The organism is Segatella copri (assembly GCF_024330485.1).
GTDB classification, from domain to species: domain Bacteria; phylum Bacteroidota; class Bacteroidia; order Bacteroidales; family Bacteroidaceae; genus Prevotella; species Prevotella copri_L.
In genome coordinates, this window is the sequence record NZ_JANDWX010000002.1 from 101,696 (window position 1) to 128,025 (window position 26,330).

At 46.1% G+C, this 26,330-nt stretch carries 18 protein-coding genes; 10 read left to right on the top strand and 8 right to left on the bottom strand.

What is annotated here, in order from left to right:
• Window positions 1–25: 25 nt before the first annotated feature.
• Window positions 26–2,215: a RagB/SusD family nutrient uptake outer membrane protein gene (locus tag NNC77_RS02995; protein ID WP_254969834.1), complete on the top strand. Its 2,190-nt coding sequence runs from the start codon at window positions 26–28 to the stop codon at window positions 2,213–2,215.
• 383 nt (window positions 2,216–2,598) lie between these two features.
• Here the strand turns inward: NNC77_RS02995 and NNC77_RS03000 are convergent, their stop codons facing one another.
• From NNC77_RS03000 to NNC77_RS03010, 3 genes are read right to left on the bottom strand one after another with little or no spacing between them, the layout of a single operon-like run.
• A complete protein-coding gene (locus NNC77_RS03000) occupies window positions 2,599–2,802 on the bottom strand; it encodes a hypothetical protein (protein ID WP_254969833.1) in 204 nt (67 codons plus the stop codon).
• Between the two features lie 4 nt (window positions 2,803–2,806).
• Window positions 2,807–3,298, bottom strand: a complete 492-nt coding sequence (locus tag NNC77_RS03005; RefSeq protein WP_217744322.1) for a DUF3990 domain-containing protein — start codon at window positions 3,296–3,298, stop codon at window positions 2,807–2,809.
• Window positions 3,295–3,774, bottom strand: a complete 480-nt coding sequence (locus NNC77_RS03010; RefSeq protein ID WP_217744321.1) for a helix-turn-helix domain-containing protein — start codon at window positions 3,772–3,774, stop codon at window positions 3,295–3,297. The genes NNC77_RS03005 and NNC77_RS03010 overlap by 4 nt, the downstream gene beginning before the upstream one ends.
• Before the next feature lie 249 nt (window positions 3,775–4,023).
• Between NNC77_RS03010 and NNC77_RS03015 the strand changes: the two genes are divergently transcribed.
• Window positions 4,024–4,998 (top strand): hypothetical protein, encoded by a 975-nt coding sequence (locus tag NNC77_RS03015; protein WP_254969832.1) that lies wholly within the window; start codon window positions 4,024–4,026, stop codon window positions 4,996–4,998.
• Window positions 4,999–5,140: 142 nt separating this feature from the next.
• Here the strand turns inward: NNC77_RS03015 and NNC77_RS03020 are convergent, their stop codons facing one another.
• Both NNC77_RS03020 and NNC77_RS03025 read right to left on the bottom strand, forming a co-directional pair.
• Window positions 5,141–7,906 (bottom strand): T9SS type A sorting domain-containing protein, encoded by a 2,766-nt coding sequence (locus tag NNC77_RS03020; RefSeq protein WP_254969831.1) that lies wholly within the window; start codon window positions 7,904–7,906, stop codon window positions 5,141–5,143.
• 97 nt (window positions 7,907–8,003) lie between these two features.
• Window positions 8,004–10,592, bottom strand: coding sequence for a hypothetical protein (locus NNC77_RS03025; RefSeq protein WP_254969830.1), 2,589 nt, complete (start codon window positions 10,590–10,592; stop codon window positions 8,004–8,006).
• A 197-nt stretch (window positions 10,593–10,789) separates the two neighbouring features.
• Here NNC77_RS03025 and NNC77_RS03030 point away from each other — a divergent pair, with 197 nt between their 5' ends.
• From NNC77_RS03030 to NNC77_RS03050, 5 genes are all read left to right on the top strand, one after another.
• Window positions 10,790–12,535, top strand: coding sequence for a polysaccharide lyase (locus tag NNC77_RS03030; RefSeq protein ID WP_254969829.1), 1,746 nt, complete (start codon window positions 10,790–10,792; stop codon window positions 12,533–12,535).
• A 60-nt stretch (window positions 12,536–12,595) separates the two neighbouring features.
• On the top strand, window positions 12,596–13,213 hold the full coding sequence (locus NNC77_RS03035; protein ID WP_117586794.1) for a DUF3826 domain-containing protein: 618 nt from the start codon (window positions 12,596–12,598) through the stop codon (window positions 13,211–13,213).
• Between the two features lie 43 nt (window positions 13,214–13,256).
• Entirely contained in the window at window positions 13,257–16,025 is a 2,769-nt protein-coding gene (locus NNC77_RS03040; protein ID WP_254969828.1) for a DUF6298 domain-containing protein, read from the top strand.
• A gap of 37 nt (window positions 16,026–16,062) precedes the next feature.
• Window positions 16,063–16,320, top strand: a complete 258-nt coding sequence (locus NNC77_RS03045; protein ID WP_254969827.1) for a hypothetical protein — start codon at window positions 16,063–16,065, stop codon at window positions 16,318–16,320.
• Between the two features lie 117 nt (window positions 16,321–16,437).
• Window positions 16,438–17,010, top strand: a complete 573-nt coding sequence (locus tag NNC77_RS03050; protein WP_117691936.1) for an RNA polymerase sigma factor — start codon at window positions 16,438–16,440, stop codon at window positions 17,008–17,010.
• Between the two features lie 167 nt (window positions 17,011–17,177).
• On the opposite strand, the gene NNC77_RS03055 is transcribed toward NNC77_RS03050, so the two are convergent.
• Both NNC77_RS03055 and NNC77_RS03060 read right to left on the bottom strand, forming a co-directional pair.
• Window positions 17,178–17,846, bottom strand: coding sequence for a 2-C-methyl-D-erythritol 4-phosphate cytidylyltransferase (locus tag NNC77_RS03055; RefSeq protein ID WP_254969825.1), 669 nt, complete (start codon window positions 17,844–17,846; stop codon window positions 17,178–17,180).
• Window positions 17,847–17,913: 67 nt separating this feature from the next.
• Window positions 17,914–18,486: a DJ-1 family glyoxalase III gene (locus tag NNC77_RS03060; RefSeq protein WP_118200404.1), complete on the bottom strand. Its 573-nt coding sequence runs from the start codon at window positions 18,484–18,486 to the stop codon at window positions 17,914–17,916.
• An 83-nt stretch (window positions 18,487–18,569) separates the two neighbouring features.
• Between NNC77_RS03060 and NNC77_RS03065 the strand changes: the two genes are divergently transcribed.
• Entirely contained in the window at window positions 18,570–19,460 is an 891-nt protein-coding gene (locus NNC77_RS03065) for an NAD kinase (RefSeq protein WP_117586787.1), read from the top strand.
• Between the two features lie 222 nt (window positions 19,461–19,682).
• Here NNC77_RS03065 and NNC77_RS03070 read toward each other — a convergent pair whose 3' ends face one another.
• Window positions 19,683–21,701, bottom strand: a complete 2,019-nt coding sequence (locus NNC77_RS03070) for an alpha-amylase family glycosyl hydrolase (RefSeq protein ID WP_117728756.1) — start codon at window positions 21,699–21,701, stop codon at window positions 19,683–19,685.
• A gap of 250 nt (window positions 21,702–21,951) precedes the next feature.
• Here NNC77_RS03070 and NNC77_RS03075 point away from each other — a divergent pair, with 250 nt between their 5' ends.
• Window positions 21,952–23,163, top strand: coding sequence for a site-specific integrase (locus NNC77_RS03075; protein ID WP_117691944.1), 1,212 nt, complete (start codon window positions 21,952–21,954; stop codon window positions 23,161–23,163).
• Between the two features lie 76 nt (window positions 23,164–23,239).
• Window positions 23,240–26,326 carry a SusC/RagA family TonB-linked outer membrane protein gene (locus NNC77_RS03080; protein ID WP_254969870.1) on the top strand — a complete coding sequence of 1,029 codons (3,087 nt, stop codon included), beginning with the start codon at window positions 23,240–23,242 and terminating at the stop codon, window positions 26,324–26,326.
• The last annotated feature ends 4 nt before the right edge of the window (window positions 26,327–26,330 follow it).

The window sequence follows — 26,330 nt, forward strand, 5'->3', positions numbered from 1 at the left end:
TATAATTCTTAAAAAGCAAAGAACAATGAAAACGACAATAAAATTATTCAGTCTTGGTCTGGTTTCAGCCTTGGCTTTCAGCTCTTGTAGTGACAGCTTCTTGGAGGAAAAGAAGAACTATGACAATGTAAATAAAGACATCTACAACTATTATGAAGGATGTAATGGTCGTCTAAACGATATCTACAGTTGGTGTTTGCCAACAACCAACGATTTGACCTGGAAGTATCCTTCTATGGGTAATGCGGATGAGGCTGGTAAGTCTACAGAGGAATACAGTGGTCTCAGCTCTTTTGTAGACCCACAGGTTGAGCTGAGCTCTACCAGTACCACAAATTCGGTTCCTGATTTCTTTATGGGCGACCAGAGCAATATTCAGGCATCTGTATATGGTAGAATCCGTAATGTCAATGATGTTATCCAGGGTATCAGTGGCAGCACCCTTTCTGAGGAACAGAAGAATGAATTGCTCGGTCAGGTATATTTCTTCCGTGCATGGTGCTATTACAACTTGTTCAAGTGGTATGGCGGTGTGCCTCTGGTTAAGGAAACACAGGATCCTGTAGAAAGTTCTGTTACTCCTCGTGCTACGTCTAAGGAGACTTACGAGTTTATTCTTGATGACCTGAACAAGGCTGCAGATATGTTGGCTGCCAAGACAGAGAATGGTTCTGGATGGTCGGAGAAAGGTCGTGTTACTTCTGGTACTGCGTTGGCTTTGAAGGGCCGTTTGATGCTTTTGTGGTGTAGCCCTCTCTTCAACCGTGCAAACGATGAAAACCGTTGGAAGACTGCTTATGAAACCATGAAGTCCGATTTGGAGCGTATCAACAAGTGTGGTTATCACCTGTATACTGCCAATGACAATGTGAATGGTTCTGCCTTTGCCAAGATGTTTACCGATGGTGGTAATAATCCTGAGGCTGTGTTCGTTACCTTATATAATAATGTAACAGGTGATGGTCTCGATAATCAGAAGAACAACAACTGGGAGCGTCAGATTCGTCCGGCTAATACAGGTGGTAGCGGTAAGAATGCTTCTCAGATGCTGATTAATATGTTCCCAATGTCAGACGGTAAACTTCCTGAGAGTTGCGATACTTATACCAAGTTGGCACGTTCAGAGAAGACTTTGGATAACGTGACTCCATTCCTAAATCGTGACAAGCGTTTCTACCGTACCTTCGCTTTCCCAGGTTTCCGTTGGTCTTACGATGGTAATGCGTCAGAGCGCGATGCGAACAACCCTTCGGATGGTGCCAACTACGTACTTTGGAACTATGTATGGTATACCAGCATGAATGATGCCGGCAACCCTGAGAGTGGTGATTCTTATGGTGCTGACAACCTGTTGAAGAGTCGTCAGGGTGTATATGTACGCAAGAAGAGTGATGATTTGGATGTCAATTCTTCTCCTCTTTATAAGTATGTAGCTCTTGATACCAAGGGTGCAGCTCCGTTCTATTCTGCAGCACCGTTGATTGAACTCCGTTATGCTGAGGTTCTCCTGAACCTTGCTGAGGTTGCAGCAGGTGCAGGTCATCTCGATGAGGCTGTTGGATATGTTAAGCAGATTCGTGAGCGTGCTGGTTATTCAGCTGCTAATTCTGAGGATGATGGTATCACACCTGCAGCTTACAATGATCAGGCTACCTGTATCTCTCAGATTCTCTATGAGCGCCAGATTGAGTTTGCTTACGAGGGTAAGCGTTTCGATGACCTCCGCCGTTGGATGCTCTTCGATGGTGGTATTGGCAAGGTAGAGGGTGCTCCTTCTACATGGACATTGACTGGTTGGGGTGGCAATACTTGCACATGGCTTGGTTTCAAGGCTTTGAACGGTCAGCGTCGTGAGAATATCCAGTATCGTGTTGCTGATAAGTATGGCGTAGGTGGTACAACTTTCTATTCTGACCCATTGTTGAAAGCTGGTATTGAGCGTCCTAAGGGTGTTGATCTCCGTGAGGATGATTTGAATACTCAGCTCGAGAACTTGTCTACATGGTATAAGGACAACTTGAAAATGAAGGTACAGAAGGGTGATGGCTACGATTCTAACAAGAATCTCCTCTACATGAACTTCCGTCCTAAGTATTACTTCTTAGGCTTCACTTCTGGTACATCTAACGCCAACAAGGCTTTGCCTCAGACCATCGGTTGGGGTGATTACAACAATGGTGGTGCCAACGGTACCTTCGACCCATTGGCTGAGTAATGGCAAGAGAGAAATGACGATATTGTCATAACATAATATATTAAGGTTGCGGGGTGTGTTCTCTTTTTAGGGAATGCACCCCGTTTTCTATCTCTGATATTTTCTGTAGGAGGGTATGTCTAAGTCAGGATAATTGTTGGCGCACAACAGGTGAAATGCGCATGCACATCACCTGTTGTGCATGCGCATATCAGCTGTTATGCAAGCGCACAACAGCTGTTGTGCGACCGTAGATACTAACTATCTCACCAACATATCCTATCTTTTCCAGCAACATATCAGTAATATTCCAACAAAAAGAGGGTGAATCATTAACTTATGATACACCCTTGTTATCTTGAATTCTATTGCTATAATTTTTACTTCTGAGAAACAAAGTGCTGTTAACAAAGTTCCTCTGTCAGGTAATGGGAGGCCAAAGCCTCGATGTCTATCTTGTCTGAAGCTTGAATTTCTTCAATAACAGCCTCTGTGCAATCATCGTTCATGATTACACCAACTGCTTCACTAGGTGTGAGGTTACATTCTTTTGCTATATAACAAGCAATCTGGCCTAACACGTATTCGTAATTATGCTTATTTTCCATATTCTTAATCTTTTATGAGTTCATTAATAGCCTTTTGTGTACAAAAGCAATATTGTATATAGCTAAGTCCGAATTGAGAAATCTTAGAGACAAAAGTATTCAAATTACTTTCTTCAAGATAAGTTTCTCCATATTGTTGAATATAGTTTTTTATTTCCTGATCAATAAAAGCATCTGCAACAGGACCAATAACAATATCAAAGTTATGTTTGAATCTGCTTTCTACTCTGTTCTGGAGAATGAATTTTGCCCATTCCGTAGTGAATCCTTCAAAGATTTTAATTCGAAGTCCTTTCTTTTCACTTAAATTGGGGTAGAACAGAAACGCATTGACTGTGATTTCTCCACCATAAAGGAAAGTGCTGCGTTTACCCATCTGCCAAGCCCTTTTCCAATTTGGAGTGAGATAGAAGCCTTTACCAAAATCATTTTTGCCTTTACATATAGAAAGGTCTGGGGTAAGTATTTCTGTATAACTTCCATGTAACAATCTCATGATACGTTCATCCTCCCTTCTCTTTTCTTCGTCTTTGCAATATGGTTATTGCAGATATGGGTTAAATCTTGAATGATTTGTTCCCTTGGCATGGTTTGTTCTATTTCCCAGTTTTCCTCAAGAAATCTGATGCCCTGGTTCTTTTGGAGATAGTTGAAAGCCTTCTGTTTGGTAATTCCCTTATCTTCTGCAAACCAGCAGGCAGCAACTGTGACAAAGATGGTTGCTTTCATCTTTGTTTCTGCTGACGGATACTGGTCGCCAATATAAATATTCAACTTCTCTCCCATAGCTTCCAAGAGGACTGAAGCATCATCTACAGAGATATTGGTTTTGCCGCTTTCTATCTTGCTGATGCTGCTTTTTCCTAGCCCTACATATTTTCCTAGTGCTTCTTGGGACAGTCCTTTTTCCTGTCTGACTTTTTTAACGATACCGCCCAGGAGATTATCTGTATTATCGAATTTCTTTTTCATATCTGTACATTTTTTGTGCAAAGATAGATAAAGTTTCCCAAATGAGCAACTTTTTTAACTTAAAGTAGTGAAAAAGATAATTGTACAAAAAGTAGTTGTAGCGTATGAATGTACGTTTTCAACCTCATACCTTCGCATGTTTCTTATAAAAAGGTGAGGATTTGTGGGTGCAATAGATTAGCTCTTGCGTCTTATGGATAAACAACAATCAAAACAAGCGTAAAAATATTAATTTAACCAAACACAATTATGAAGAAATTTTTTACTTTGATTTCTATGGCACTTGTTGCCATGAGTATTAACGCTCAGACAGAGAGCTGGTATGTTAACAATGAGGATGGTACATTGAAGGCAGACTATGTTGCTAATGCTGATGCCAGTGCTATGTCTGTTGTTAAGTTCTCAACTGCCAACGTGGAGGGTACCCATACCTCTGGTCCTGTTGCCGGCTATAATGACGGCGCACTTGAAAATGGCAAGTTGACGCCAAAAGTTGACAATACCTGGAATGGCATCGAGAGTAAGGCGTTGAGCAAGGATGGATCTGTTGCTCCTTTCTACTTTGTTAAGGGTAAGGGTAATCCTGTAAACTTGGATAAGGTTGAGTTTGAAGAGGTTGTGACTGATGGTAACCCAACAGGTAACTACCGTGCCAAATGGGATGCAGCTTACTATGCTCCAGATGGTAGCAATGGACTTCCTACCAATGGTACATACATTACTCTGACCCCAAAGGTAGCTGGTACTTTGAAGGTTGGCGTTTGGATTAATAAGGGTAATCGTGATGTATATGTTGCAAAGGGCCGTGACGCAAAAGCCTTAACTTTGGGCACAGAAGTGAAGGTGTCAGGATATATTAATGGTCAAAATAATGATGGTGCTGATGACAGCCCATTGAAAGGTTATCCAATGTTGCAAGATGAGATATCTGTCAAGGGCAATGCAGGTAATGATGCTTATATTGTAGGTCCTGGTAATCAGGCAGTTTGGGTATATTTGACTTTCTCTGCAACTGCTGGCGAAACTTACTATATATTCAACAAAAATACTCAGATTGGTTTCAGTGGCTTTGAGTTCACACCTGGTGAAACCAGTGGCATCGTCAACATCAATGCCTCAACTTCTGCCAAGAAGTCTGTTCGCTATAATATGGCTGGCCAGCAGGTGAATGCTTCTTACAAGGGTCTCGTTATCGAGAATGGCAAGAAGTTCGTTCAGAAGTAATCTGACGTTATTCGGTTAGAATTTTAAGATAAAAGAAACGATCATAAAAGGGAGCGCATCACTAATGGTTGCGCTCCCTTTTTTTGCATCTCTCAGGATGCTGAGTTATATGAAAAATGTACTTTCTAAGGTGCAGATTGCCTTATTGTATGCAAGTTTTCTTCGAACTGATTACCTTGCCATCCTTCAATGCCTTGATGATATAAACACCTGATGGGAGAGAATCGAGATTCTTGCCTTTTCTCACCTTGATACCTGCAGCATTGTATACCTCGTAGCTATTGGCTGCGGTTGAGGTCTGAATGTTTTGAATGCCTGTTGCAGAACCATCTGTCAGATAGAAATGGAAGGTGCGGGTGTAGGTGCTGATGTTGTCATCATCGCTTACCTTGACAGTATAATCAACGAGCGCCTTTCCACAATCTTCGTTGGCGGTGAAGATATATTCACTATCGCTTGTGCCCGTATTATTGCTCATCTTGCTCATCGCATCACCCTTAGCCTCGCATTCAAACTGAGGATTGTTGGTGTAGCCGGCAAAGTATTTCTTCATGTCGATGGTTACGCTTTCGCCCTGCTTGAGAGTGAAGTGAGGCTCGGCAAGCCAGTTGAGATATTCTTCGAGATTGGTGTAGCCATCTGCGTTTTCATCGGCATTTCCATCACTTACGCCTTTTACTTCCTCCCACCAGTCTGGCATTCCGTCCTGGTCGGTATCCCAGTTGGCATCTCGCTTTGCCTCTATGATATTCAAGCCCTTGAAACCTTCGCATCCCTTATCTTCCTCGCTGTCGATAAGTCCCTTCTTGCCACTCTGACTGCCTACTGTCGTGGTAGTTCCGGCTAACGTCTCGTTCACCATTCTGGTATCGTGATTATCCAGGAAAGGCTGGTTGGCTCCCACATCGCAGAGCACATTCTTATAGGCAGCCTTGGCACTCTCGATAGCTGCCAGAGACTCGAAGAATGGTTTCGAAACGAATGGCTCCCAGTTTACGACCTGACCATGTGATGTTTCGTAAACATAGGTATCTTTGAGTTTATCTTCTGTCAGGGCTCCATTGCCTGCAGCCTGACGGATATTGCCATGAACGTATGCACTCTGTGTGCCGCTTCCTGTGCCTTCAAGCTGAAGGCGGAACAGTTTCTTCTGGGTGGTAGCTGGTCCCATCTTATAATAGTTGTTCACGAAGTTCACCTCGTGGCTGCCACCATCCGTAGCACGGCCACCCCAGTTGTAAACCACATTATTAAATACATCGTGATGACCATCGTAAGCTCCTACACCATCCAGTCCGCCGCTCAAACTCCAGTTTCTTCCTTCGCAATGAGCCAGCAGGTTGTGGTGATAAGAACCTACCTTGAGTGTTGCCGACATTTCGCCGCCGCCGATGGTTGCTGCATATCCGTGGGCTGTACCCGCACTATAGTTAGGATGACCTGCCACATTGAGCGCTTCGGAAATCAGGGTGCGCTGAAGGGTAAGACTCTTGGCGTTGCGGCTTGAGAATGCCTCATCGATGGTCCAGGAAATAGAGCAATGGTCCATGATGGCATTGTCGTTGCCTGCCATTCCCATACCGTCGAGTCCGTTCACCTTATCTTCATCGCTGATAGTTCCGCCGTTGGTCTCCTTATGTCCCAGACGCATGCGGAGGAAACGGGTGATGCCTTCGCTTGCCATACCGAAAGGACAGCCGCGGAGCATGATACCATTGCCTGGAGCCGTCTGTCCGGCGATGGTAACGTATTCGTCGCTGCAGGTGAGTCGTTTTTTCAGGTCGATGACTCCCGCCACATCAAAGACGATGGTGCGCGGTCCGGTAGCTTTCTTGATACCGTAACGGAAGGAACCCTCTATCGGATTCTCATCATCGCCATTATCTTCGAGTGTGGTTACGTGATAAACGCTTCCGCCTCTGCCACCCGTAGCATACTTTCCATATCCTTCTGCACCAGGGAAGGCAAGATGACGGGGACGGAAACTCCAGACATCGCCTTCGTATACATTACCGGCAGCATCTTCCTCATCGATTCGCCAGTAATAGGTGTTGAGGTTGGATGTCTGGTTGAGCGTATATTTTGCCTCGGTAGTTGTAGCTACTTCTGTAAGACTGTTGGCATCTGTACCCATCAGAACATGGTGCTTGACGGCTTTTTCGGCTGAAGTCCATGAGATGGTGAGCGATCCGTTATCGGCATCGGCATGATAATCTCTGTTCTCCGGATAAGGATCTGTGGCTGCCGTCTGTGGATTCGGACGGTCGAAGATAAGGGCGTTGATGGTGAGCGAGGTGGTGTAATTGCCGCTCTTGTCATCGCTGGCACTCGGTGTGGTAACGTAAGAGATGACGACATCCTTTCCCTCTTCTGCTACAAAAGTTACGTACGACATGCCGCAGGCTGATGGAGTCAGAGCTCTGTTGGTCTGTGCGATGCCTTCCTGCTGCCTGGTGCCGTTGACGTATACATCGAGTTTCGGCGCATTGAAACCATCGTTGTTGTTATGATAAGCCATCAGCGAGTGCTTGCCGGCGCTCAGCCCCTTGAGGGTGATGTTGAGGCGGACGGCACCTTCGGTTACCTGGGGAGTGTTACCATCTTCGTAACCATAGATGGCAAAGCCGTCGGCGATGAGTTTGGAACTGCTGAGTCCGTTCTTGAACCAGCATGATTTCAGTCTTCTGCCTGCATAAGAGGCATCATTAGCCAGCGTGATGGTGATAGGATTTCCGTCAGCATCTTCTACTTCCTTCGATTCTGTTTCGCAGGTGTTTACTGCCCATGCTGTGTACTCGGGTTCATTGACCTGTGACTCGGAACGACCTGCCAGATTGAAGTCGATTCTCTGTGCCGATGCTGTCAGTGCTGAGACTAAAGCCATCGAGAATAATACTTGTCTTTTCATGTTTTACCTTAAGTTTGAAAGTTGTTTTATTTCGTTTTTTATTGATTCTTCGGGATTAGATATTGTTTGGTGTATCATCTTTTGTGTTTCCACATTGCTATTGGGTAATAGCGATGTGGAAAGTACGTTGCAGGGAAGCCACCTGGTCTTTGTCGGTAGCCTTCACCTTGATGTCGATGAGGCAGTCGGCAGCCTTTTTGTTGAGGCTGATGGTGAGGATTCCCTTCTTATTGAGTTTCATCTTGCCTTCCTGTGGCTGGATGCTGCTCTCCAGAGTGAAGACTGGCTGCTGGTTGTAACCGGCGAAATACTGCTTCAGGGCGATAGTCAACTTATTGCCTGCTGAGGTGATGAAATGTGGTTCTGCAAGCCAGTTGAGATAGCGTTCCAACTGGGTATATTCGCCATCGGTCAGCTCGTTGTTGTCGGCAGCTGACGGGTTGGTACCAGCTAGCTTCTCCCACCAGTCTGGCATTCCATCCTGGTCGGTATCCCAGTTGGCAGGGCGACGGTCGGTGAGTGCTTCAAACTCCTTCCAGGCATCGTTGCCGGCATCCAGGTTATCATCTATCAGTCCCTTCTTGCCGGTCTTGGAACCAACATATTTATAGGTTCCGTTCAAGGTTTCTTCTACCATGCGCTGGTCGTGCTGGTCGATGCAAGGCTGGTTGGCTCCCACATCGCTCAATACGTTCTTGAAGGCAGCGCGGGCACTTTCTACCTTGGCATAGGATGGGAAGAATGGTTTGTCGGTAAATACCTTCCAGTTGACTACCTGTCCGTGAGAAGTTGTATATTTGTAGGTTTCGCCTTCCTTGTCGCTGACCAGTTCTCCATGCTTTCCTGCCACAGCTCCTGCATTCTGTTTCATATCGCCCACGTAGTTCTGGCGGATATTATCGTGCATGTAGTAAGCCTGACTTCCCTGGCCGGTACCTTCCAACTGGGCATTGAGGATATATTTCATGCTGGTGGCTGGTCCCATCTTGTAATAGTTGCCAACAAAGTTTACTTCGTGGGCTCCTCCATCACAGGCACGGTTGCCCCAGTTGTATACTACATTATTAAAAAGGTCGAGCTTTCCGGCATAATATCCGGCTCCGTCCAGTCCGCCACCCATACTCCAGTTTCTTCCTTCGTTGTTGGCAAGCAGGTTGTGGTGGAACGAGCCTACATTACCACCGATGGTTGCAGCATAACCATGTTTGGCATTGACATAATTCTGATGACCAGCCTGGTTGAGTGCTTCGGAGATGAGGTTGTGCTGGAAAGAAATGTTCTTGCCGTTGCGGCTGGAGAAAGCCTCGTCGATGGTCCAGCCTACCGAACAGTGGTCGATGATGGTATTGTCGCAGCCTGCAGCACCCAGTCCGTCGAGGGTAATGGTCTTGCCGTTTTTATCGAGATATTTTCCCAGTCGGAGACGGATGAAGCGGAAGATGCCTTCTGATCCGAAACCGAAAGGATGCTCACGGAGAAGGATTCCCTTGCCGGGTGCAGTCTGTCCGGCTACCGTGATAAATGGGTCGGAACAAACCAGACGGTCTTTCAGGTCGATGATGCCGGCAACATCGAAGACGATGGTACGAGGTCCCTTAACCTTTGTAATTCCGTATCGGAGAGAGCCTGGCTGCGGATTCTCAGGGTTATCTTCTAAAGAGGTAACATGATAAACCGAACCGCCACGACCGCCGATGGCAAATCTTCCATATCCCTCGGCACCTGGGAAGGCGAGACGGCGTGGACGGAAGTTCCATACTTCGCCCTCTGAAACCTTGCCGTTGGCATCTACCTCGTCTACACGCCAGTAATAATCGTTGGCGCTGCTGAGACCGGTGGCTTCGTAAGAAGCATTATTTGTGGTGGCAACCTTCTTTAACTGGTCGGCACGCTGTCCTATATAAATAAGGTGTTGCTTGGCACCTTCGCCGGTTTGCCAGCGAAGAACAACCTTGCCTCCTTCTGCGTTGACATGAAGATCATCATCGGCAGGGTAAGGGTTGAGAGCGGTGGCTTTCGGGTTGGCTTTGTCGAATACCAAACCATTGATGGTGAGCGTGTTGTTTGCGTTATCCACACCTTGCAGCTGATAGTGGATAACTACAGGCTGGTCATCGGTTACATCAAATTCAATGTACGACTGGCCGCTCTGCGATGCCTTCATCTCTCTTACGGTCTGCTTAATATCCTGTGCAAGAATCTCCTGCATCATGCTCTTCTGCTGGATACGCTTCTTGCCTTTCTTAACGGTAGTTATCTGTTCCTTCTCTCTGGAAACCAGGATAGAAGGAATATTGCCGGTAAGTCCGTCTACGATGTTGTGATAGGCAAGGAGAGAGTGATGACCTGGTTTCAGACCTCGGATGGTGATGCGGAGCTGGGCATTATCGCCCTTCGACGGATATACTACGATACCATCGCTGGTGAGTCGGTCGCCCAACTGTATGCCCTGCTTAAACCAGTTGGATTTGATAATCTGGTCTTTTACGGGTGCGTCGAGCGTAATCTCCAGTCCACCTAGAGCAAACTGGTATGTATTGCCCTGCTTCACACCAACAGGAGTGAAATTGAGGGCAGTAACTTCAGCAGCCTTTCTGCTGGCTATGTTGAAGTCAACCTGCTGCGCCTGGCTTGAAAGCGCCATCAGCGAAGCGGCAACTAAAGGAAAACATCTTCTGTTCATCATTTTTCAATTTTATGTTTTCTGTTTTATGTTTCAATAAAATAATAGATAAGTAACTTTCGTTTATATTATATATAGGTGTAAGACGTTTCTGCGGATGAAATGTCGCCACCTGTTCCCGAAAAAATGCGCATGTTCATTGAGGACAAAAGAAAGGGAAAGGCGTCTTTAAGATATAATGAACAAACAATATTAAAACAATGCAAAGAAGTAAGAAGATTTTCGCTGCGATGGCATTGACTATCTTGCCAGCAGCAACTTTCGCTCAGTATCCTACTATCACAAAGGAAGCTCAGGCGAAGATTGATTCTATGCAAGCTGCATGGACTGCCCATTCTGATTCTGCTTGGGCTGTGGCTTTCCCTATTGTAAAACAAGAGGCAATGGCAGGACGTCCTTATGTGCCATGGGCTTCCCGTCCATACGATTTGCGCCAGGCTAAGATTCCTGCATTCCCAGGTGCTGAGGGTGGCGGTATGTTTACCTTCGGAGGCCGTGGTGGCAAGGTGCTGACTGTGACCAATCTCAATGATGCTGGTCCTGGTTCTTTCCGTTGGGCTTGCGAACAGGGTGGTGCCCGCATCATCGTCTTCAATGTATCGGGAAATATTGTGTTGAAGACTCCAATCATCGTCCGTGCTCCTTATATCACCATCGCCGGACAGACAGCTCCGGGTGAGGGCGTGATGATTTCGGGTGAATCTTTCCAGGTTGATACCCATGATGTCATCGTTCGCCACATGCGTTTCCGCCGTGGTAATACCCATGTATGGTATCGTGAGGATTCTTTCGGTGGTAATCCGGTAGGTAACATCATGATTGACCACTGCTCTTGCGAGTTTGGTCTGGATGAGAATATCTCTTTCTACCGCCACATGTTCGATTTGCACGATGGCAAGCCAAAACGCAAGGTGCCTACGGTGAATGTAACCATCCAGAATACCATCTCTGCCAAGGCGCTCGATACATGGAACCATGCCTTTGGCAGTACAATCGGTGGAGAGAATTCTACCTTCATGCGTAACCTCTGGGCGGATAATACAGGTCGTAATCCATCTATCGGATGGGGTGGTGTGTTTAACTTCGTGAACAACATCGTTTACAACTGGGTACATCGTACAGCAGATGGTGGTGAGTTCTCAACCATGAGCAACTTTATCAACAACTATTATAAGCCAGGACCTCTTACTCCGAAGGGTGCCATCAGCTACCGTATCGTGAAGAGCGAAAGCCGAAGCAACAAACTCTTCCCTTGGGCTCAGTATGGTCGTATTTATGCTGAAGGAAATATCGTAGAAGGCAACGAGGCTGTAACCAAGGACAACTGGAATGGCGGTATTCAGATTGCTGATAAGGATCTTCCAAATGGAATACCTGCAGATGTTAAGGCGCTGATGCGTTCTAACGAACCATTCGCCATGCCACACATGACCATTATTCCTAAGGACCAGACTTTTGATAAGGTACTTGAGAATGTGGGTGCAACCATTCCTTCCCGCGATATCGTTGACCAGCGTATCGTAGAGGAGGTTCGTACCGGTCAGGCTTACTATGTAAAGAAACTGCCTAAGAAGAATCCATATGGTGACTTCTGGGGATTGGCTGACAAGTCGAAGGCTGAAGATGGCAGCTTTAAGTATCGCCGTCTGGACAAGGATTCCTATAAGTTGGGTATCATCACAGACATCTGCCAGGTTGGCGGATTCCCTAAATATAAGAAGGCAAAGCCTTATGTAGATACAGATGGCGACGGTATGCCTGATGAGTGGGAGATTGCCAACGGCTTGAATCCTAACGACCCTAGCGATGCCAACAAGGATTGCACTGGTGACGGATATACCAATATCGAGAAGTATATCAACGGTATCAGCACCAAGGAAAAGGTGGATTGGACTGACATGAAGAACAACCACGATACTTTGGCTGAGAAGGGAAAACTTCTGTAAATCAGAAATGAATGCCCGGAGTTGTTTCTTCGGATTCATTTCTTAATGCATGACATGAATATGAAAAAACTTTTGAGAAATAAGTTGTTAGGCGCAGCCTGTCTGCTCTTGCTTCCTTTGGGAGCAGGAGCACAGGTACAGCTCGACAGCGTGGGGCGCGATGCCAAGTATGTGAACAACATCATCGCCCGTTCGCAGAAAATCGTGGATGCGCTGCAACTGACTGATAAAAGTAGCAAGCAGAATGTGCTCCACATCATCTGTAACCGTTATTTCCTGCTGAACGATATCTATGAGAAGTTCGGCAAGAATAAGGCTGAGCGTGATGCGGAACTCTATAAGCACCACTTTGAATTTGCTGCCAATCTGGAAAACTATCTCTCAGAGAAGCAGGTAGAGCAGGTGAAGGATGGTATGACCTTCGGTGTCGTTCCGAAAACTTATCAGGCTCATCTGGAGATGATTCCTTCTCTGAAAGAAAACGAGAAACTCCAAATTCTCAATTGGTTGAAAGAAGCTCGCGAGTTTGCCATTGATGCTGAAAATTCCAAGGCTAAACATGGCTGGTTCGGAAAATACAAGGGACGCATCAATAACTGGCTCACCAAACGGGGCTACGACCTGAAGGCAGAGCGCGAGGGTTGGTATAAGCGTATTGAAGCGGCAAAGAAAAAATAAACAGTTTCCGTAAGGTTATAAAAACTCTGATGAAACAAGAGGTATGAAAAGATTATTTTCTATATGGATATTTACGTTAGTAGGGGTTGTGCAAATCTTTGCGCAACCCTTCGCGTTTGATTTTAGCTACGTGGGCTACCAGCAGAGCGAAAAGGGGATTCCGGATGCGGACGTTGTGGTCTTCGTGAAATGGAAAGAAGGCGACCAGAGCGCTCGCATACAGAAAGCCATCGACTTTGTTTCTGCCAGGAAAGTGGATAAGAAGACGGGACTACGAGGGGCTGTCTTGCTCGACAAGGGCGTATTCGAACTCTCACAGCCGCTTCGTATCCAGACTTCGGGCGTGGTGCTGAGAGGTACTGACCGCAATCAGACGGTGCTATATAAAAAAGGTGTAGACCGTGGGGCGGTGGTGTATCTGGAAAGCGAAAAGCAGATGCAGACATTGGGCGAACCAATGAAACTTTCTGCTCCCTGGAAGATGGGAGAGCGGAAGGTGACGCTGCCTGCCGGCTGTAAGATGGGCGATGAGATACTGATAGTACGTCCTTCTACCAAGGAATGGATTCAGAAGATGGGCTGTGCTGACTTCGGTGCAGGCAAGGATCTGGGCTATTGGGGCTGGCATCCGGGAGAAATCGATGTGCGCTGGACCCGTAGTGTGGTTTCTGACGGAAAGGGAGGATTGCAGTTGGATGCTCCTTTATCCATGTCGCTCGGTCAGGATGATGCGGAATGCTTCGTTCAGCGCATCGCCGGTAATGACTGGCGCTTGAAGAATGTGGGTGTAGAAAATCTCACGATAGATTCTGAATATGATACTACCAATCCGAAGGATGAAAACCATGCCTGGGAGGGTGTATATATTAATAAGGTGAAAGACGGTTGGGTAAGAATGGTGAATTTCCGCCATCTGGCTGGTTCGGCTGTCGTAACCCAGCGTGATGCTTCCCGTATCACGGTAGAGGATTGCATTTCTCAGGCTCCTGTCTCAGAAATCGGTGGCTACCGTCGTCGCACCTTCCTCTGTATGGGCGAACAATGTCTGTTCCAGCGTTGCTATTCAGAACAGGGCATGCACGATTTTGTGGCTGGTCTCTGTGCAGCGGGTCCTAATGCCTTCGTACAATGCGATGGTTATGAATCGCTGGGTTATAGTGGTGCTGTGGGACCTTGGTGTACAGGATTGCTCTTCGATAATGTGAATATCGATGGCAACGACATCAAGTTCTGCAATCTCGGTCTCGAAGGCTACGGCATCGGATGGAATACAGCCAACAGCCTTGCTTACCAATGTACGGCTGCCGGAATCTTTGCCGACAGCATTCCTGATGGCAGCAACAACCATGTGTTTGCCTGTTGGGCGCAGTTTAACGGCTCTGGTGATTTCCAGCAATGTAACAATCATGCCAAACCATGGAGCCGCTTTGCCTCTCTTCTGGAGAAACGACTGGGTAGGGATGTCTCTGCCCAATGTCGTGTGCTGGAGAGAGAACGCAACAATGTGAGCAACAATCCTACCTATGATGTGGCACAGAAGATGGTAGAGGAGGCGCGCAAACCTCGCATCACCATGCAGATGTGGATAGCAGACAACGCCCGGTTCATGGCTTCTGTTTCTCCTGTCAAGGCTATGGATGTGGATAAAATCAAGGAACGTTCTAAGAAAAAGGCGGATCTTGCCCATGCCGGGAAGCCTGTCTTCGCGATAAAGGAGGGTAAGATCATGGTGGCTGATACGCTGTTGAAGGGTGCAAGAATGAATACCCCTTGGTGGAACGGACGTGTTCGTTACTCGACTTTCCCTAAGATTGCCGATGCCGTGACCCGTTTTGTGCCGGGAATGGAGGGACAGGGCACTACAACCCGTGTGGATAGTGTGGTGGCTCATCTTCGTGATAAGCATGTGGTGCTCTTCAACCAGAACTACGGCTTGTGGTATGACCGTCGCCGTGATGACCACGAACGTGTGCGCCGCCGTGATGGAGATGTCTGGGCTCCGTTCTATGAGCAACCTTTTGCCAGAAGCGGACAGGGCACGGCTTGGGACGGACTGAGTAAGTATGACCTTACAAAGTTGAATCCGTGGTACATCAGCCGCATTAAGGAATTGGCAGAAAAGGGAGCCAAGAATGGTTTGCTGGTTATCAACCAGCACTATTTCCAGCATAATATCCTGGAGGCAGGTGCCCATTGGGTAGATTGTCCATGGCGCCCGGTCAACAATATCAATGGTACGGTGTTCCCTGAACCTGTTCCTTTTGCCGGCGATAAGCGTGTATGGATGGCAGAATACTTCTATAATATAGATAATCCGGTGATGCGCCAGCTGCATAAGCAGTATATCATGAAGATGCTGGATGCCTTTGCTGATGAGCCGAACGTGATTCAGTCGATTGGCGAGGAATATACGGGCCCTTATCATTTTACGAAGTTCTGGTTGCAGACCGTTGCCGAATGGGAGGCTAAGACGGGCAAGCATGTCTGGGTGGCTTTGTCGTGCAACAAGGATGTGCAGGATGCCATCCTCCAGGATCCGGAGTTGAGAAAGGTGGTTGACATCATTCATATTGAACAGTGGTATTATACCCAGAAGGGACTTTATGCTCCTGAAGGAGGCAAGAATCTGGCACCTCGCCAGTATCAGCGTCGCCTTCGTCCGGGCAAGGTTACTTATGATGATGTCTTCAAGAGTGTGAGCGAGTATCGTCAGGCTTATCCTGAGAAGGCTGTCATTTACAGTGGGGCTTCGGCACCCGAGAATGGCAAGGCGGTGATGGATGCTGGCGGCTCTTGCCCGAATGTGAAGTAATAAGTAGAATATCATAAAAGTAGAGAAGATGAAAAAAATGATGATAACAGAATCTGTAAGAAATCTTTTATTGAATACCGACTTCCTGGAGTCGGTATTCGGTTCTTCTATTGTAGAACCGGATGCCAACTCTGGGAGGCCGGCATCTTCTCGAAAGCTTGAGAAAATGTATCTTCCTGCCGAAATAGAGCAGGCAAAATATGTTCTTCTTCATCTTGACGAGATTTCGGGCTTGTTGTCTGAAACTGACATAGAAGAACTGAAAAATCGCATAAAAAGCCATTTGTACCCTTAAAATGGGAGGAAAAATACACTGAATACCAATTTTTCCCATTCATTTACCTGATTTTTCCTTAGAGTTTGCCGCATTTAGGCTACTTTTGCACCATCAACAAACAAAAGTACACCTAAGATGAAAACAAACTACAATAACATTAGAGAAAGAGAGGAAGCAGCACAGACGTTGCTCGCTGCCTATCGCCAAGGCGACCAGAACGCTTTCATGTCTTTATATGATATGTACGCGGAAATGTTGCTCAATTATGGTCTGTGTATTACATCAGACAAAGAACTTGTAAAAGATTGTGTACAAGATGTGTTTATCAAACTCATCTCTAAAAGCCAGGATTTACAAGTTACAAAGGTAACCTCTTACCTGCTCATTTCTCTCCGCAACAGATTGCTGGATGAGTTTCGCCGCAAGAACTATATGACGGAGACTGCGGTGGAGGATATCCGTATCTCTACAACTGTAGAAGATGTGGAAAACTCTTATATCCTTGATGAAAGTTCGCTCAATAATGTTCGTAAGGTACAGATCCTGATGGATGAGCTGACACCACGCCAGCGCCAGGTGTTCACCTTATATTATATAGAGCAGCGCAAATATGAGGACATCTGCGACATCATGCAGATGAACTATCATAGTGTACGCAACCTGGTACATCGTGGCATGTTGAAGTTACGTGCAGCCGTAGCAGTATAAACTCTTCTGAAGGAGAAAGGTGTTTGACTGATGTTATTGGTAGACCCGAAATAGAGATTTGCACTTTAGGTTAATGGTAAATTAAAATAGGTTTATTATAGTTATAAAAAAGGCAGGGGACTCCGTGAGGAATTCCCTGCTTGTTTTTTATGCCTCGTTGTTTCGCCTTACCCCAGCAACGCTTCAGCTATCTTGATGTCGAATGGGGTAGTAATCTTGATGTTCTCACGATTACCATCAACCATTGCAACCTGGCAGCCAAGACTTTCTACCACCGAAGCATCATCGGTAAACTGTTCCTTGTATTCCTGGTTGAAAGCCTGCTTTGCCAGACCGATGTCGAAGGTCTGGGGAGTCTGCACCACGCGGTAATCGCTGCGCAGCACGTTCTTTCCGCCTCCGTGCTGGTCAATATAGCGCAAGGTGTCGGTTACGGCATATACAGGGATGGCTGCATATTCTTCGCGAGCCGTCTCGAAACATTCTTCGATCACTTCCTTAGATACGAATGGGCGCACACCATCGTGAATGCCCACAACGCCATCTTCATCATCAGGAATGAGAGCCAGTCCGTTTTTGGATGACTGGAAACGGGTGTCGCCACCATTGGCTATCTGGTGCTTGATGCTGAAATGATGCTCCTCGCAGAGCTGGTGCCAGTATGCCTGCTGACTCTCCGGCAGAACCAGAATGATGTTCAATGCAGGGTTGTATTCATGAAAACGCTCTATGGTGCGCATCAGGATAGGCTTGCCCGCTACCGGCAAGAACTGTTTGGGAATCTCACTTCCCATGCGGAGGCCCTTGCCTCCGGCTACTATGATTACGTAATCCATTTTTTAAGTGAAGAGTTAAAAGTGAAGAGTGAAGAATTCTAATCCTGCCTTTCTTCACTCATTGTTATTATTTGCTTTTCATGAGATGATCATACATCATGCCATCCTGCAGGGCAGCCACAGTTTCCTTGCTTACGAAGTAATTCAATATTTTATAAGCGTATGGGAGGGTTGCGGCAGGACCTTCGCCTGTAATCACGTTGCCGTCTTCCTGGAAGAGGGTGGCGGTATATTCGGTGTTCTCGCCGAAATACTGCTCGAAACCAGGATAACAGGTAGCCTTCTTTCCTTCGAGGATGCCTGTGCTTGCCAGAACCATTGGGGCTGCGCAGATGGCACCGATTCGCTTGCCAGCCTTGTGCTGTGCGATGAGCGCCTGGCGTACACCTTCGTGCTCGTTGAGGTTTGTACTGCCTGGCATTCCGCCTGGAATCATCAGCATGTCAGCATCTTCAAAGCTGGCAATATCCTCAAACTTCAGGTCAGCCTTGATGGTTACACCATGCGATGTTTCTACCCATTCTGTACCCGTTACACTTACAGTCTTGATGTCTACACCACCTCTGCGGAGGATGTCAACCGGAGCCAATCCTTCGATTTCCTCGAAGCCATTGGCAAGAAATTCATATACCTTTGCCATAATTTATTCGTTTTTTGTCTTGTTATTCGAATTATATTATTACCTTTGCAAAAGTAAGAATAATAATTGAAATAACAAAATAAATGGCACAGCAACATTTAAAATTCGCAATATTTGGTAATGAATACCAGGCTAAGAAGTCGGCTTCGATAGAGAAAATCCTTCTTTATCTTGAAAAGAAGGAGGCTGAAGTTTATGTGGAGAATGCTTATTACGAGTTTCTTACCCGCGACCAGCATCTCGATGTGAAGGCGGCTGGGGTGTTCGAGGATTACAACTTTGATGTGGATTATGTCATCTCTATGGGTGGTGACGGTACCTTCCTGAAGGCGGCGAGCCGGGTGGGAGCCAAGGGTACGCCTATCATCGGTGTGAATATGGGCAGATTGGGCTTCCTTGCCGATGTGCTGCCTAGCGAGATAGAGTCGGCGCTGGACAGTCTTTATGCTGGTGAATGTCTGATAGAGGAGCATGCGGTGATTCAGGTTGAGGCTGAAGGAGGCGTTCTGGCTGGCAATCCGTTCGCACTCAACGATATTGCCGTGCTGAAGCGTGATGATGCTTCGATGATTTCCATCCGTACGCAGGTAGATGGCGAATTCCTCGTCACTTATCAGGCGGATGGTCTGATTGTTACTACGCCAACAGGTTCTACGGCATACAATCTATCTAATGGCGGACCTATCATCATTCCGCAGAGTGGCAGCATCTGTCTTACTCCGGTGGCTCCTCACAGTCTGAACATCCGTCCTATCGTCATCAACGATACGGCAGTCATCACGCTCGATATCGAGAGTCGCAGCCACAACTATCTGGTAGCCATCGATGGACGCAGTGAACGTATGACGGAGGAAACCCGCCTTATCATCCGCAAGGCTCCTCATAGCATCAAGATTGTGAAGCAGCGCAACCAGCGTTATTTCTCTACCCTGAGAGAAAAACTGATGTGGGGTGCTGACCAGCGCGAAAGATAAGTAGAATAAGAAAGATAATTAAAATAAGAAAAGAGGTATATCCCGAAGATGAATCTTGGGTATACCTCTTTTTCCTAACCTAAAACAACTAACTAATAATTTTGTTCACACAAAACTAAACCTAAAAACATAAACCTTAATAAACCTAAAAACTTAAAAACTTAAAACTGAAAAACTTAAACTAAAAACTGAAACTATTCTTTGAACTTATTTGTTATATTCTTATTTGATAATCACTTTCTTTCCCTGGTGGATGTAAACACCGCTCTCAGCAGGCTTCTTACCCAATTTCATACCGCTAAGTGTATACCATGCATTGTCTGTTGTGGTATTGCTTATGGTTGGAGTTCCTGTGATGCCTGTTGGTGCCCAGATGGCGGTAACATCCTTGCAGGTGTATTTGCCATCACTCTGTTTAGGGGTAATCTCATAATACTTGGTGCTATTGACAGCTTTGATGTCTTCGGTCTGCTTCTTGCCTGTTCCATTTCCCTGATTGAAGATGACATTTACGATAGCATCCTTGCTCTTGATCTTGAAGTCCATATAGTACCACTTCTTACCGTTCAGCGTCTTGGTTGCTGTTACAGCAGTACCTGGCCAGGCTTTTGTAATGGTTTCGCTGGAATTCCATGCGTAGAAATACATGGCTGAACCCCAGTTGGTTACCTGGTCGGCATTGGCATATATGGTGATGGTATATGGCTCGAATGCCTTGATGGTATAATTGTAGGTACGGATACCTGTTACGGTTCCGTTGCTGAGCAAGCCAACCTTCAAGGTGCAGGTGTTGTCAATATTGATGGTGTTACCATTAGTAATCTGCTTGCTTTTGGCTGTAGGGTCTGTGCCGTCAGTAGTGTATACCAGTTTGGCATTGCTGTTCTGGCTCACAGCCGTAAGCTTAGCCTTGAATCCTGCCTCGTATTCGCCTGATGGTATGTTGCACCATGCGGTTTCTGCAGATTTAGAAAGATAATAACGGTAGTGGTATCCTTCGAGAATCTGTGCATAATCAGCACTTGGAGTATATGCCTTGGTGTTGTTTCCTACAACCACGATGAGTTTCGCCTTGTTGCCAGTAGTCTCATTGGCAAAGCAAGAGGTCTGCGCCATCTTGTTGGTATAATTGCTCATGTTGGTGATGCCTGCAAGTTTGCGGGCTTCAATCATGCTCTTGATTTCCTGTTTGTAGGCTCTCCAGTGTGGCTGGAACACGCAAGGAGTTCCCGGCATGGCGAGCATATAGGCATTGGCAGCAAGCGTATCCCGCTTAAGAGGATCCAGCTGCTCATCTTTAGAACGGTATTGCATGTCGTGATTCTCTACGAATGTGATGGCATACTGCCGGTAGGTTGGGTCATGCATCAGATTATTATCGCTCTTCAGCTTCGACCAGTTTGGCGATGAAACAATCTTATTGTCTTTTACGCCTACTGCGTCACGAACATTATAACGGAACTGGAAGTCGAAGGCAGCACTCTTCTTGTTGGTTTTGTTAATCCAGTTGATGATAGATGGGTTTCCATCCCAATATTCACCCACAGAGAATTTTACACCTGTTGCATCATTGTAGTCAGCTACGTGAGAACCACTGAATCCCTTTACCATGTCGTAGCGGAAACCGGTATATCCCATATCCTCCTTCAGGAATTTCAGATATGCCTTGATAATCTTCTGCACGTTTGCACTCTTGTGGTCTAGGTCACGGCAGCCATCCCAGTCTTGGCCCTCATCATTGTTATTGCTGAGGCTTACCCCCTCTTTGGTTGCCTGTTTAGCAGTAGCTCCACGATCATCATTCTTGCAGATGTCGGTAGGCTGCATCTTATATGTCACTCCATTGTATGTCTCTGCAGGGAAGGTGAACCAGCCGTCTGTATTGCGGTGGTTGACCACAACATCTGCTATTGCGCCTATGCCAGCGGCTTTAAACTTAGTAATCAGGCTTCTGAGTTCAGCCTCTGTTCCGAAAGAAGAATTCTGGTTGAAATAATAATATGGCTTATAGCCCATTACCTGAGTAGTTTCGATGCATTTACCGCTTTGTGGAAGCCATACAAGGTCGATGAATCCTTTCATATCATCGGCTTGCTTCTCTAAGACTGTCCATTGGGAGTAGTCGTAAGAATCCCATGAGAATCCTTGCAGCATGACGCCACTATAGTTAGCAGGCCAACCTTGTGCAAACATATTGATGCTTGCCAGTAAAGCGATGAGTGTAAGGTATATCTTCTTCATAATTATCATTGTATTTTTTGATTACTATCTTATGTTTAATTGTAAGTTGTATTCTTTTTCGTTGGCAAAGTTACGATTTATTTCATTAGCTTGTTCAAAAATTGATGCAAATCAAGCGATTTTCTTGTGCAAACGTTTGCATTTACTAATAAAGTTGTTTCTTTAGGTACGTCTTTAGGTACTTTAACTTGAAAGACTTGATGAAGATATATTTTGCATATAATTTTGCACAGATGAAACAGTAAAGATTATGGCGAAAAAGAGAACTAAAACAAAAGCAAAGGAACCCATCAAGATTTGGGTGAAACCTTTGAAGAATGGCAACAAGGCAATCTATCTGCGTACTTACCAAGCAGGAAGCAAGGGTAGAGGCTATACCTACGAGCGGTTGAAGGGATTGTTGCTGGTAGATGACAAAAGAGGAAGCGACAAGGAGGCTAAGGCAAAGAATGAAGCTACTTTGCGCACCGCTATGCTCATCCGATGTGAGCGAATCAGGGAGTGGAGTATGAGCCACGGTAACTATCAGCGAGAGATGGTGACCAAGGATATGCTCTTAAAAGACTGGATGCTGCTATATGCTGATCAAAAAAGACAGCAGGGACAGAGCGGCAGTCATGCTGTCAACATCCAGCATGCCCTCTTGCATTTGATAAGATACAAGGGTGAGAATATTCGCATGGCACAACTGGACAAGGTGTATTGCGAAGGCTTGGTACAGTATCTGGCTCATGCCAAGACCATTGGTACGGATGTGCCCAAGCGGGGCGAACATCATGAGAAAGACTTGGCGAAGGGTACGGCACGCCTCTATTACAATACGTTTGTTACTGCATTGAATGAGGCGGTGAGAGAAGGTATCATACCTGAGAATCCCACCAAACTACTGAAGAAAGAAGAGAAAAAGCTGATTGGTCAGGGAGAGAGCCGACGCTGCTATCTCAGCATCGAGGAAATCAGATTGTTGATGGCTACTCCTTGCAAGGATGAAACCGTGAAGCAAGCTTTCCTCTTCGCTTGTTTCTGTGGTTTGCGCATCAGTGATGTCAGGACATTGCGATGGGCAGATATCGGAAAAGGTACGGAGGGATACTATATTAGCAAGTTGATGGTGAAGACCCGTCATGTGGTAACGGTACCCTTGTCGGAGAATGCTTTGTCGTGGATGCCAGCAAGAGGACAGGCAAGGGCTGATGACAAGGTATTTGAGCTGCCATCGTTCTTCTCGGTCAACTATCGATTGAAGCAATGGGCTAGGGAGGCAGGCATTGACAAGCCAGTTACTTTTCATGTATCTCGTCATACCTTTGCCACCACCTTGCTAACGATGGGAGTGGACCTCTATACCACCAGCAAACTGTTGGGACATCAAAACATCATAACCACGCAAGTATATGCCGAGATAGTGAACAGAAAGAAGGTTGAGGCGGTGAACCTTTTGGACCAAATCAAGCCTCTTTAGGTACGCTTTTAGGTACATGATGCTTTCAGAAACTTGAAGGAGAGGGCAAGTTGCAAACTTAAAAATCAAGCAAATGATGAAGCAGGTAAAAATAAAATTGCCTCTCAGAGCGTTGACCCTAGCAAGCGGTCTGCTTCTGACGGTGAGTTCCTTTGCGCAGAGTAATGCAATTAAGGGACATGTGAAGGATGCTTCTGGTGAGCCTATCATGGGTGCTACCATTACAGTTAACGGTAAGGCAGTGGGCATTACCGACATGGATGGTAACTTCTCAGTTGATGCAGCGCCAGGTGCCAAGATTACATTCACCTATCTGGGTATGACACCGCAGACAGTGAAGGCATCTAGTAACATGAACATTACCTTGGAAGATGACTCTAAGTCTTTGAACGAAATCGTTGTCATCGGTTATGGTGTAGCTAAGAAGAACGACTTGACTGGTTCTGTTACTGCACTCAAGCCAGATGAGAAGAACCATGGTATCATTACATCTGCACAGGATATGATCCAGGGTAAGATTGCCGGTGTAAACGTTAACTCTGCAACGGGTGCTCCTGGTGAAGGTGCACAGATCCGTATTCGTGGTGGTGCTTCTCTTACTGCGAGCAACAACCCATTGATTGTTATCGATGGTATGCCTATGGATAACAATGATACAAAGGGTGTTAACAACCCTCTTTCTCTTGTCAATCCTAACGATATCGAGAGCTTCACAGTATTGAAAGATGCTTCTGCTACAGCCATCTATGGTTCCCGTGGTTCTAATGGTGTCATCATCATTACCACCAAGAAGGGTCGCAGCGGTCAGAAGCCACAGGTTTCTTACAATGGTACAGTCTCAGTAAGTACTATTGGTAAGAAGTTGGATGTGATGAACGCATCAGAATACGTTGACTTCATCAAGAACTATTATGGCGAAGGTTCATCTGCCTACCAAGGCTTAGGTTGGAAGGAATACAATGCTGATGGTACACCTAACTATGCTGCCGGCACATACGATACCGACTGGCAGGATGAGATTTACCGTGCAGCTGTCAGCCATGAGCATAATGTCAGCTTATCAGGTGGCATCAATAAGAAATCATGGTCAATGCCTTACCGCGTCAGCGTTGGTTACACTGGTCAGGAAGGTATCTTGAAGGGGTCTGACTACAAGCGTGTTACTGCTGGTTTCAACCTCAGTCCTTCTTTGCTCAACAAGCACCTCAACCTGAATATCAATGGTAAATATTCTTACTCAAAGACAGTTCCTGGTGGACAGGATGCCGTTGGTGCAGCTATCACAATGGACCCTACCCGTCCTGTTAAGAGCAGTGATGAGAAATTCAAGAACTGGGGCGGCTATTGGCAGTGGGCACAAGAGAGTAAATCATACGACCCAACCTTCCCATACGACCGCAATTCAGATGCTCCAGCCAACCCTGTTGAAAAGGTAGAGAACTACGGATTTAACAAGAGTGCACATGTTCTCTTGGGCAACGTAGAGGCAGACTATAAGATTCATGGTTTCGAAGACCTGCATCTGCATGTCAACTTAGCTGGTGAATATACCACCGGTGGTGAGTATGATCACAAGAATCCACAGTCTACCTACGCATACTACTATGGTGGAGAAAGTGAAGATACAGAAAAGAAGTATAACGTTGTAGCAACAGCCTATGCCCAATATACCAAGGACTTCAACAAGGCTAACCACTTCGATATCACAGCTGGTTACGAGTATAGCCACATGAAATATTGGGGAGACAAATGGAGCAGAACCATGTATCCATCTACCTACGAAGGAAAGAATGACAAGGGTGAAGCTCTTGCTGGTACAGAAAAGGCTTACGATACTAGCAGATGGAGAGGTCAGACCTATCTCGTGAGCTGGTATGGTCGTGCCAACTATTCTTTGTTGGATCGTTACCTCCTTACATTTACCGCACGTTATGATGGTTCTAGCCGATTTGCAGACGGACACCGTTGGGGTTTCTTCCCTGCAGCAGCCTTCGCATGGCGTGTTAAAGAAGAAAGTTTCCTGAAAGAAGTTGACGCTATCAGCGACTTGAAACTCCGACTTGGTTGGGGTAAGACCGGTCAGCAGGATACAGGTAGAGAGTACTACACCGCTACCTATAAGAAGAGTACAAGTAATCACCACCTCTATCCTATCGGTGGCGGCGACAACACTGGATTGCTCTATCGTCCATTGGCATACAATGATGACCTGACTTGGGAGACAACCACTACTTGGAACGTCGGTCTCGATTACGGTATGTTCGACCAGAGATTGGTCCTCAACTTTGATGCATATTACCGCAAGACTACAGACCTTCTGAGTGAAACAACCATCCCAGCAGGCCAGAACTTCGACAACAAACTGTTGAAGAATGCTGGTACCTTGGAGAATAAGGGTTTTGAAGTTGCTGTAACAGGTCGTCCTATCCAGACCAAAGACTGGTTTGTTGAATTGAGCGTGAACGCAGCCTACAACAAGAACGAGATTACTGAGCTTGCAGGCGGTCGCGATATGATTGAAGCAGGAATGACAGTAGGTCAAGCCCAGCCAATCACCTATCATAAGGTAGGTAAGCCAGCCAACTCTTTCTTGGTTTACCAGCAGGTATACGATGAGAACGGACGCCCTATCATGGGTTGCTACGTAGACCGCAATGGTGATGGTTCTATTGACGAGAACGATAGATACTTCTACAAGAATATCGTAGCTCCTTGGACAGGCGGTTTCAGCTTCAAGATTTCATACAAGAACTGGGATCTTGGAAGTAACTTCCGTGCAAGTTTTGGAAACTATCTCTACAACGGATACGCAGAAAGCAAGGCTAACACATCTGTTCTCTGTAATCCAAAGGGATATTATGAGAATTGTACAAAGGAAATAGCAGCCTTAGGTTGGACTTCCTACAACTATCCTCGTACCGATTACTTTGTACAGAATGCAAGCTTCTTGAAGTGTGACAATATCACTTTGGGCTACAATTTTGATAATGTATTTAAGATGGGTAACTACAAGGGTATCTCAGGTCGTATCTACGCCTCATGCTCTAACGTGTTTACCATCACAAAGTACAAAGGTCTCGAGCCAGAACAGACATCAGGTAAGGACAGCAACGTATATCCACGCTGCCGCACATTCCTGCTCGGTTTGAACCTCAACTTCTAACAAT

What these genes read in the sequence shown, in the direction of transcription:
- NNC77_RS03020 (WP_254969831.1), bottom strand. Translation starts at nt 7,906, where the DNA reads ATGAAAAGACAAGTATTATTCTCGATGGCTTTAGTCTCAGCACTGACA.
- NNC77_RS03080 (WP_254969870.1), top strand. Translation starts at nt 23,240, where the DNA reads ATGAAGCAGGTAAAAATAAAATTGCCTCTCAGAGCGTTGACCCTAGCA.
- NNC77_RS03005 (WP_217744322.1), bottom strand. Translation starts at nt 3,298, where the DNA reads ATGAGATTGTTACATGGAAGTTATACAGAAATACTTACCCCAGACCTT.
- NNC77_RS03065 (WP_117586787.1), top strand. Translation starts at nt 18,570, where the DNA reads ATGGCACAGCAACATTTAAAATTCGCAATATTTGGTAATGAATACCAG.
- NNC77_RS03070 (WP_117728756.1), bottom strand. Translation starts at nt 21,701, where the DNA reads ATGAAGAAGATATACCTTACACTCATCGCTTTACTGGCAAGCATCAAT.
- NNC77_RS03045 (WP_254969827.1), top strand. Translation starts at nt 16,063, where the DNA reads ATGATGATAACAGAATCTGTAAGAAATCTTTTATTGAATACCGACTTC.
- NNC77_RS03075 (WP_117691944.1), top strand. Translation starts at nt 21,952, where the DNA reads ATGGCGAAAAAGAGAACTAAAACAAAAGCAAAGGAACCCATCAAGATT.
- NNC77_RS03025 (WP_254969830.1), bottom strand. Translation starts at nt 10,592, where the DNA reads ATGATGAACAGAAGATGTTTTCCTTTAGTTGCCGCTTCGCTGATGGCG.
- NNC77_RS02995 (WP_254969834.1), top strand. Translation starts at nt 26, where the DNA reads ATGAAAACGACAATAAAATTATTCAGTCTTGGTCTGGTTTCAGCCTTG.
- NNC77_RS03035 (WP_117586794.1), top strand. Translation starts at nt 12,596, where the DNA reads ATGAAAAAACTTTTGAGAAATAAGTTGTTAGGCGCAGCCTGTCTGCTC.
- NNC77_RS03050 (WP_117691936.1), top strand. Translation starts at nt 16,438, where the DNA reads ATGAAAACAAACTACAATAACATTAGAGAAAGAGAGGAAGCAGCACAG.
- NNC77_RS03030 (WP_254969829.1), top strand. Translation starts at nt 10,790, where the DNA reads ATGCAAAGAAGTAAGAAGATTTTCGCTGCGATGGCATTGACTATCTTG.
- NNC77_RS03060 (WP_118200404.1), bottom strand. Translation starts at nt 18,486, where the DNA reads ATGGCAAAGGTATATGAATTTCTTGCCAATGGCTTCGAGGAAATCGAA.
- NNC77_RS03010 (WP_217744321.1), bottom strand. Translation starts at nt 3,774, where the DNA reads ATGAAAAAGAAATTCGATAATACAGATAATCTCCTGGGCGGTATCGTT.
- NNC77_RS03055 (WP_254969825.1), bottom strand. Translation starts at nt 17,846, where the DNA reads ATGGATTACGTAATCATAGTAGCCGGAGGCAAGGGCCTCCGCATGGGA.
- NNC77_RS03015 (WP_254969832.1), top strand. Translation starts at nt 4,024, where the DNA reads ATGAAGAAATTTTTTACTTTGATTTCTATGGCACTTGTTGCCATGAGT.
- NNC77_RS03040 (WP_254969828.1), top strand. Translation starts at nt 13,257, where the DNA reads ATGAAAAGATTATTTTCTATATGGATATTTACGTTAGTAGGGGTTGTG.
- NNC77_RS03000 (WP_254969833.1), bottom strand. Translation starts at nt 2,802, where the DNA reads ATGGAAAATAAGCATAATTACGAATACGTGTTAGGCCAGATTGCTTGT.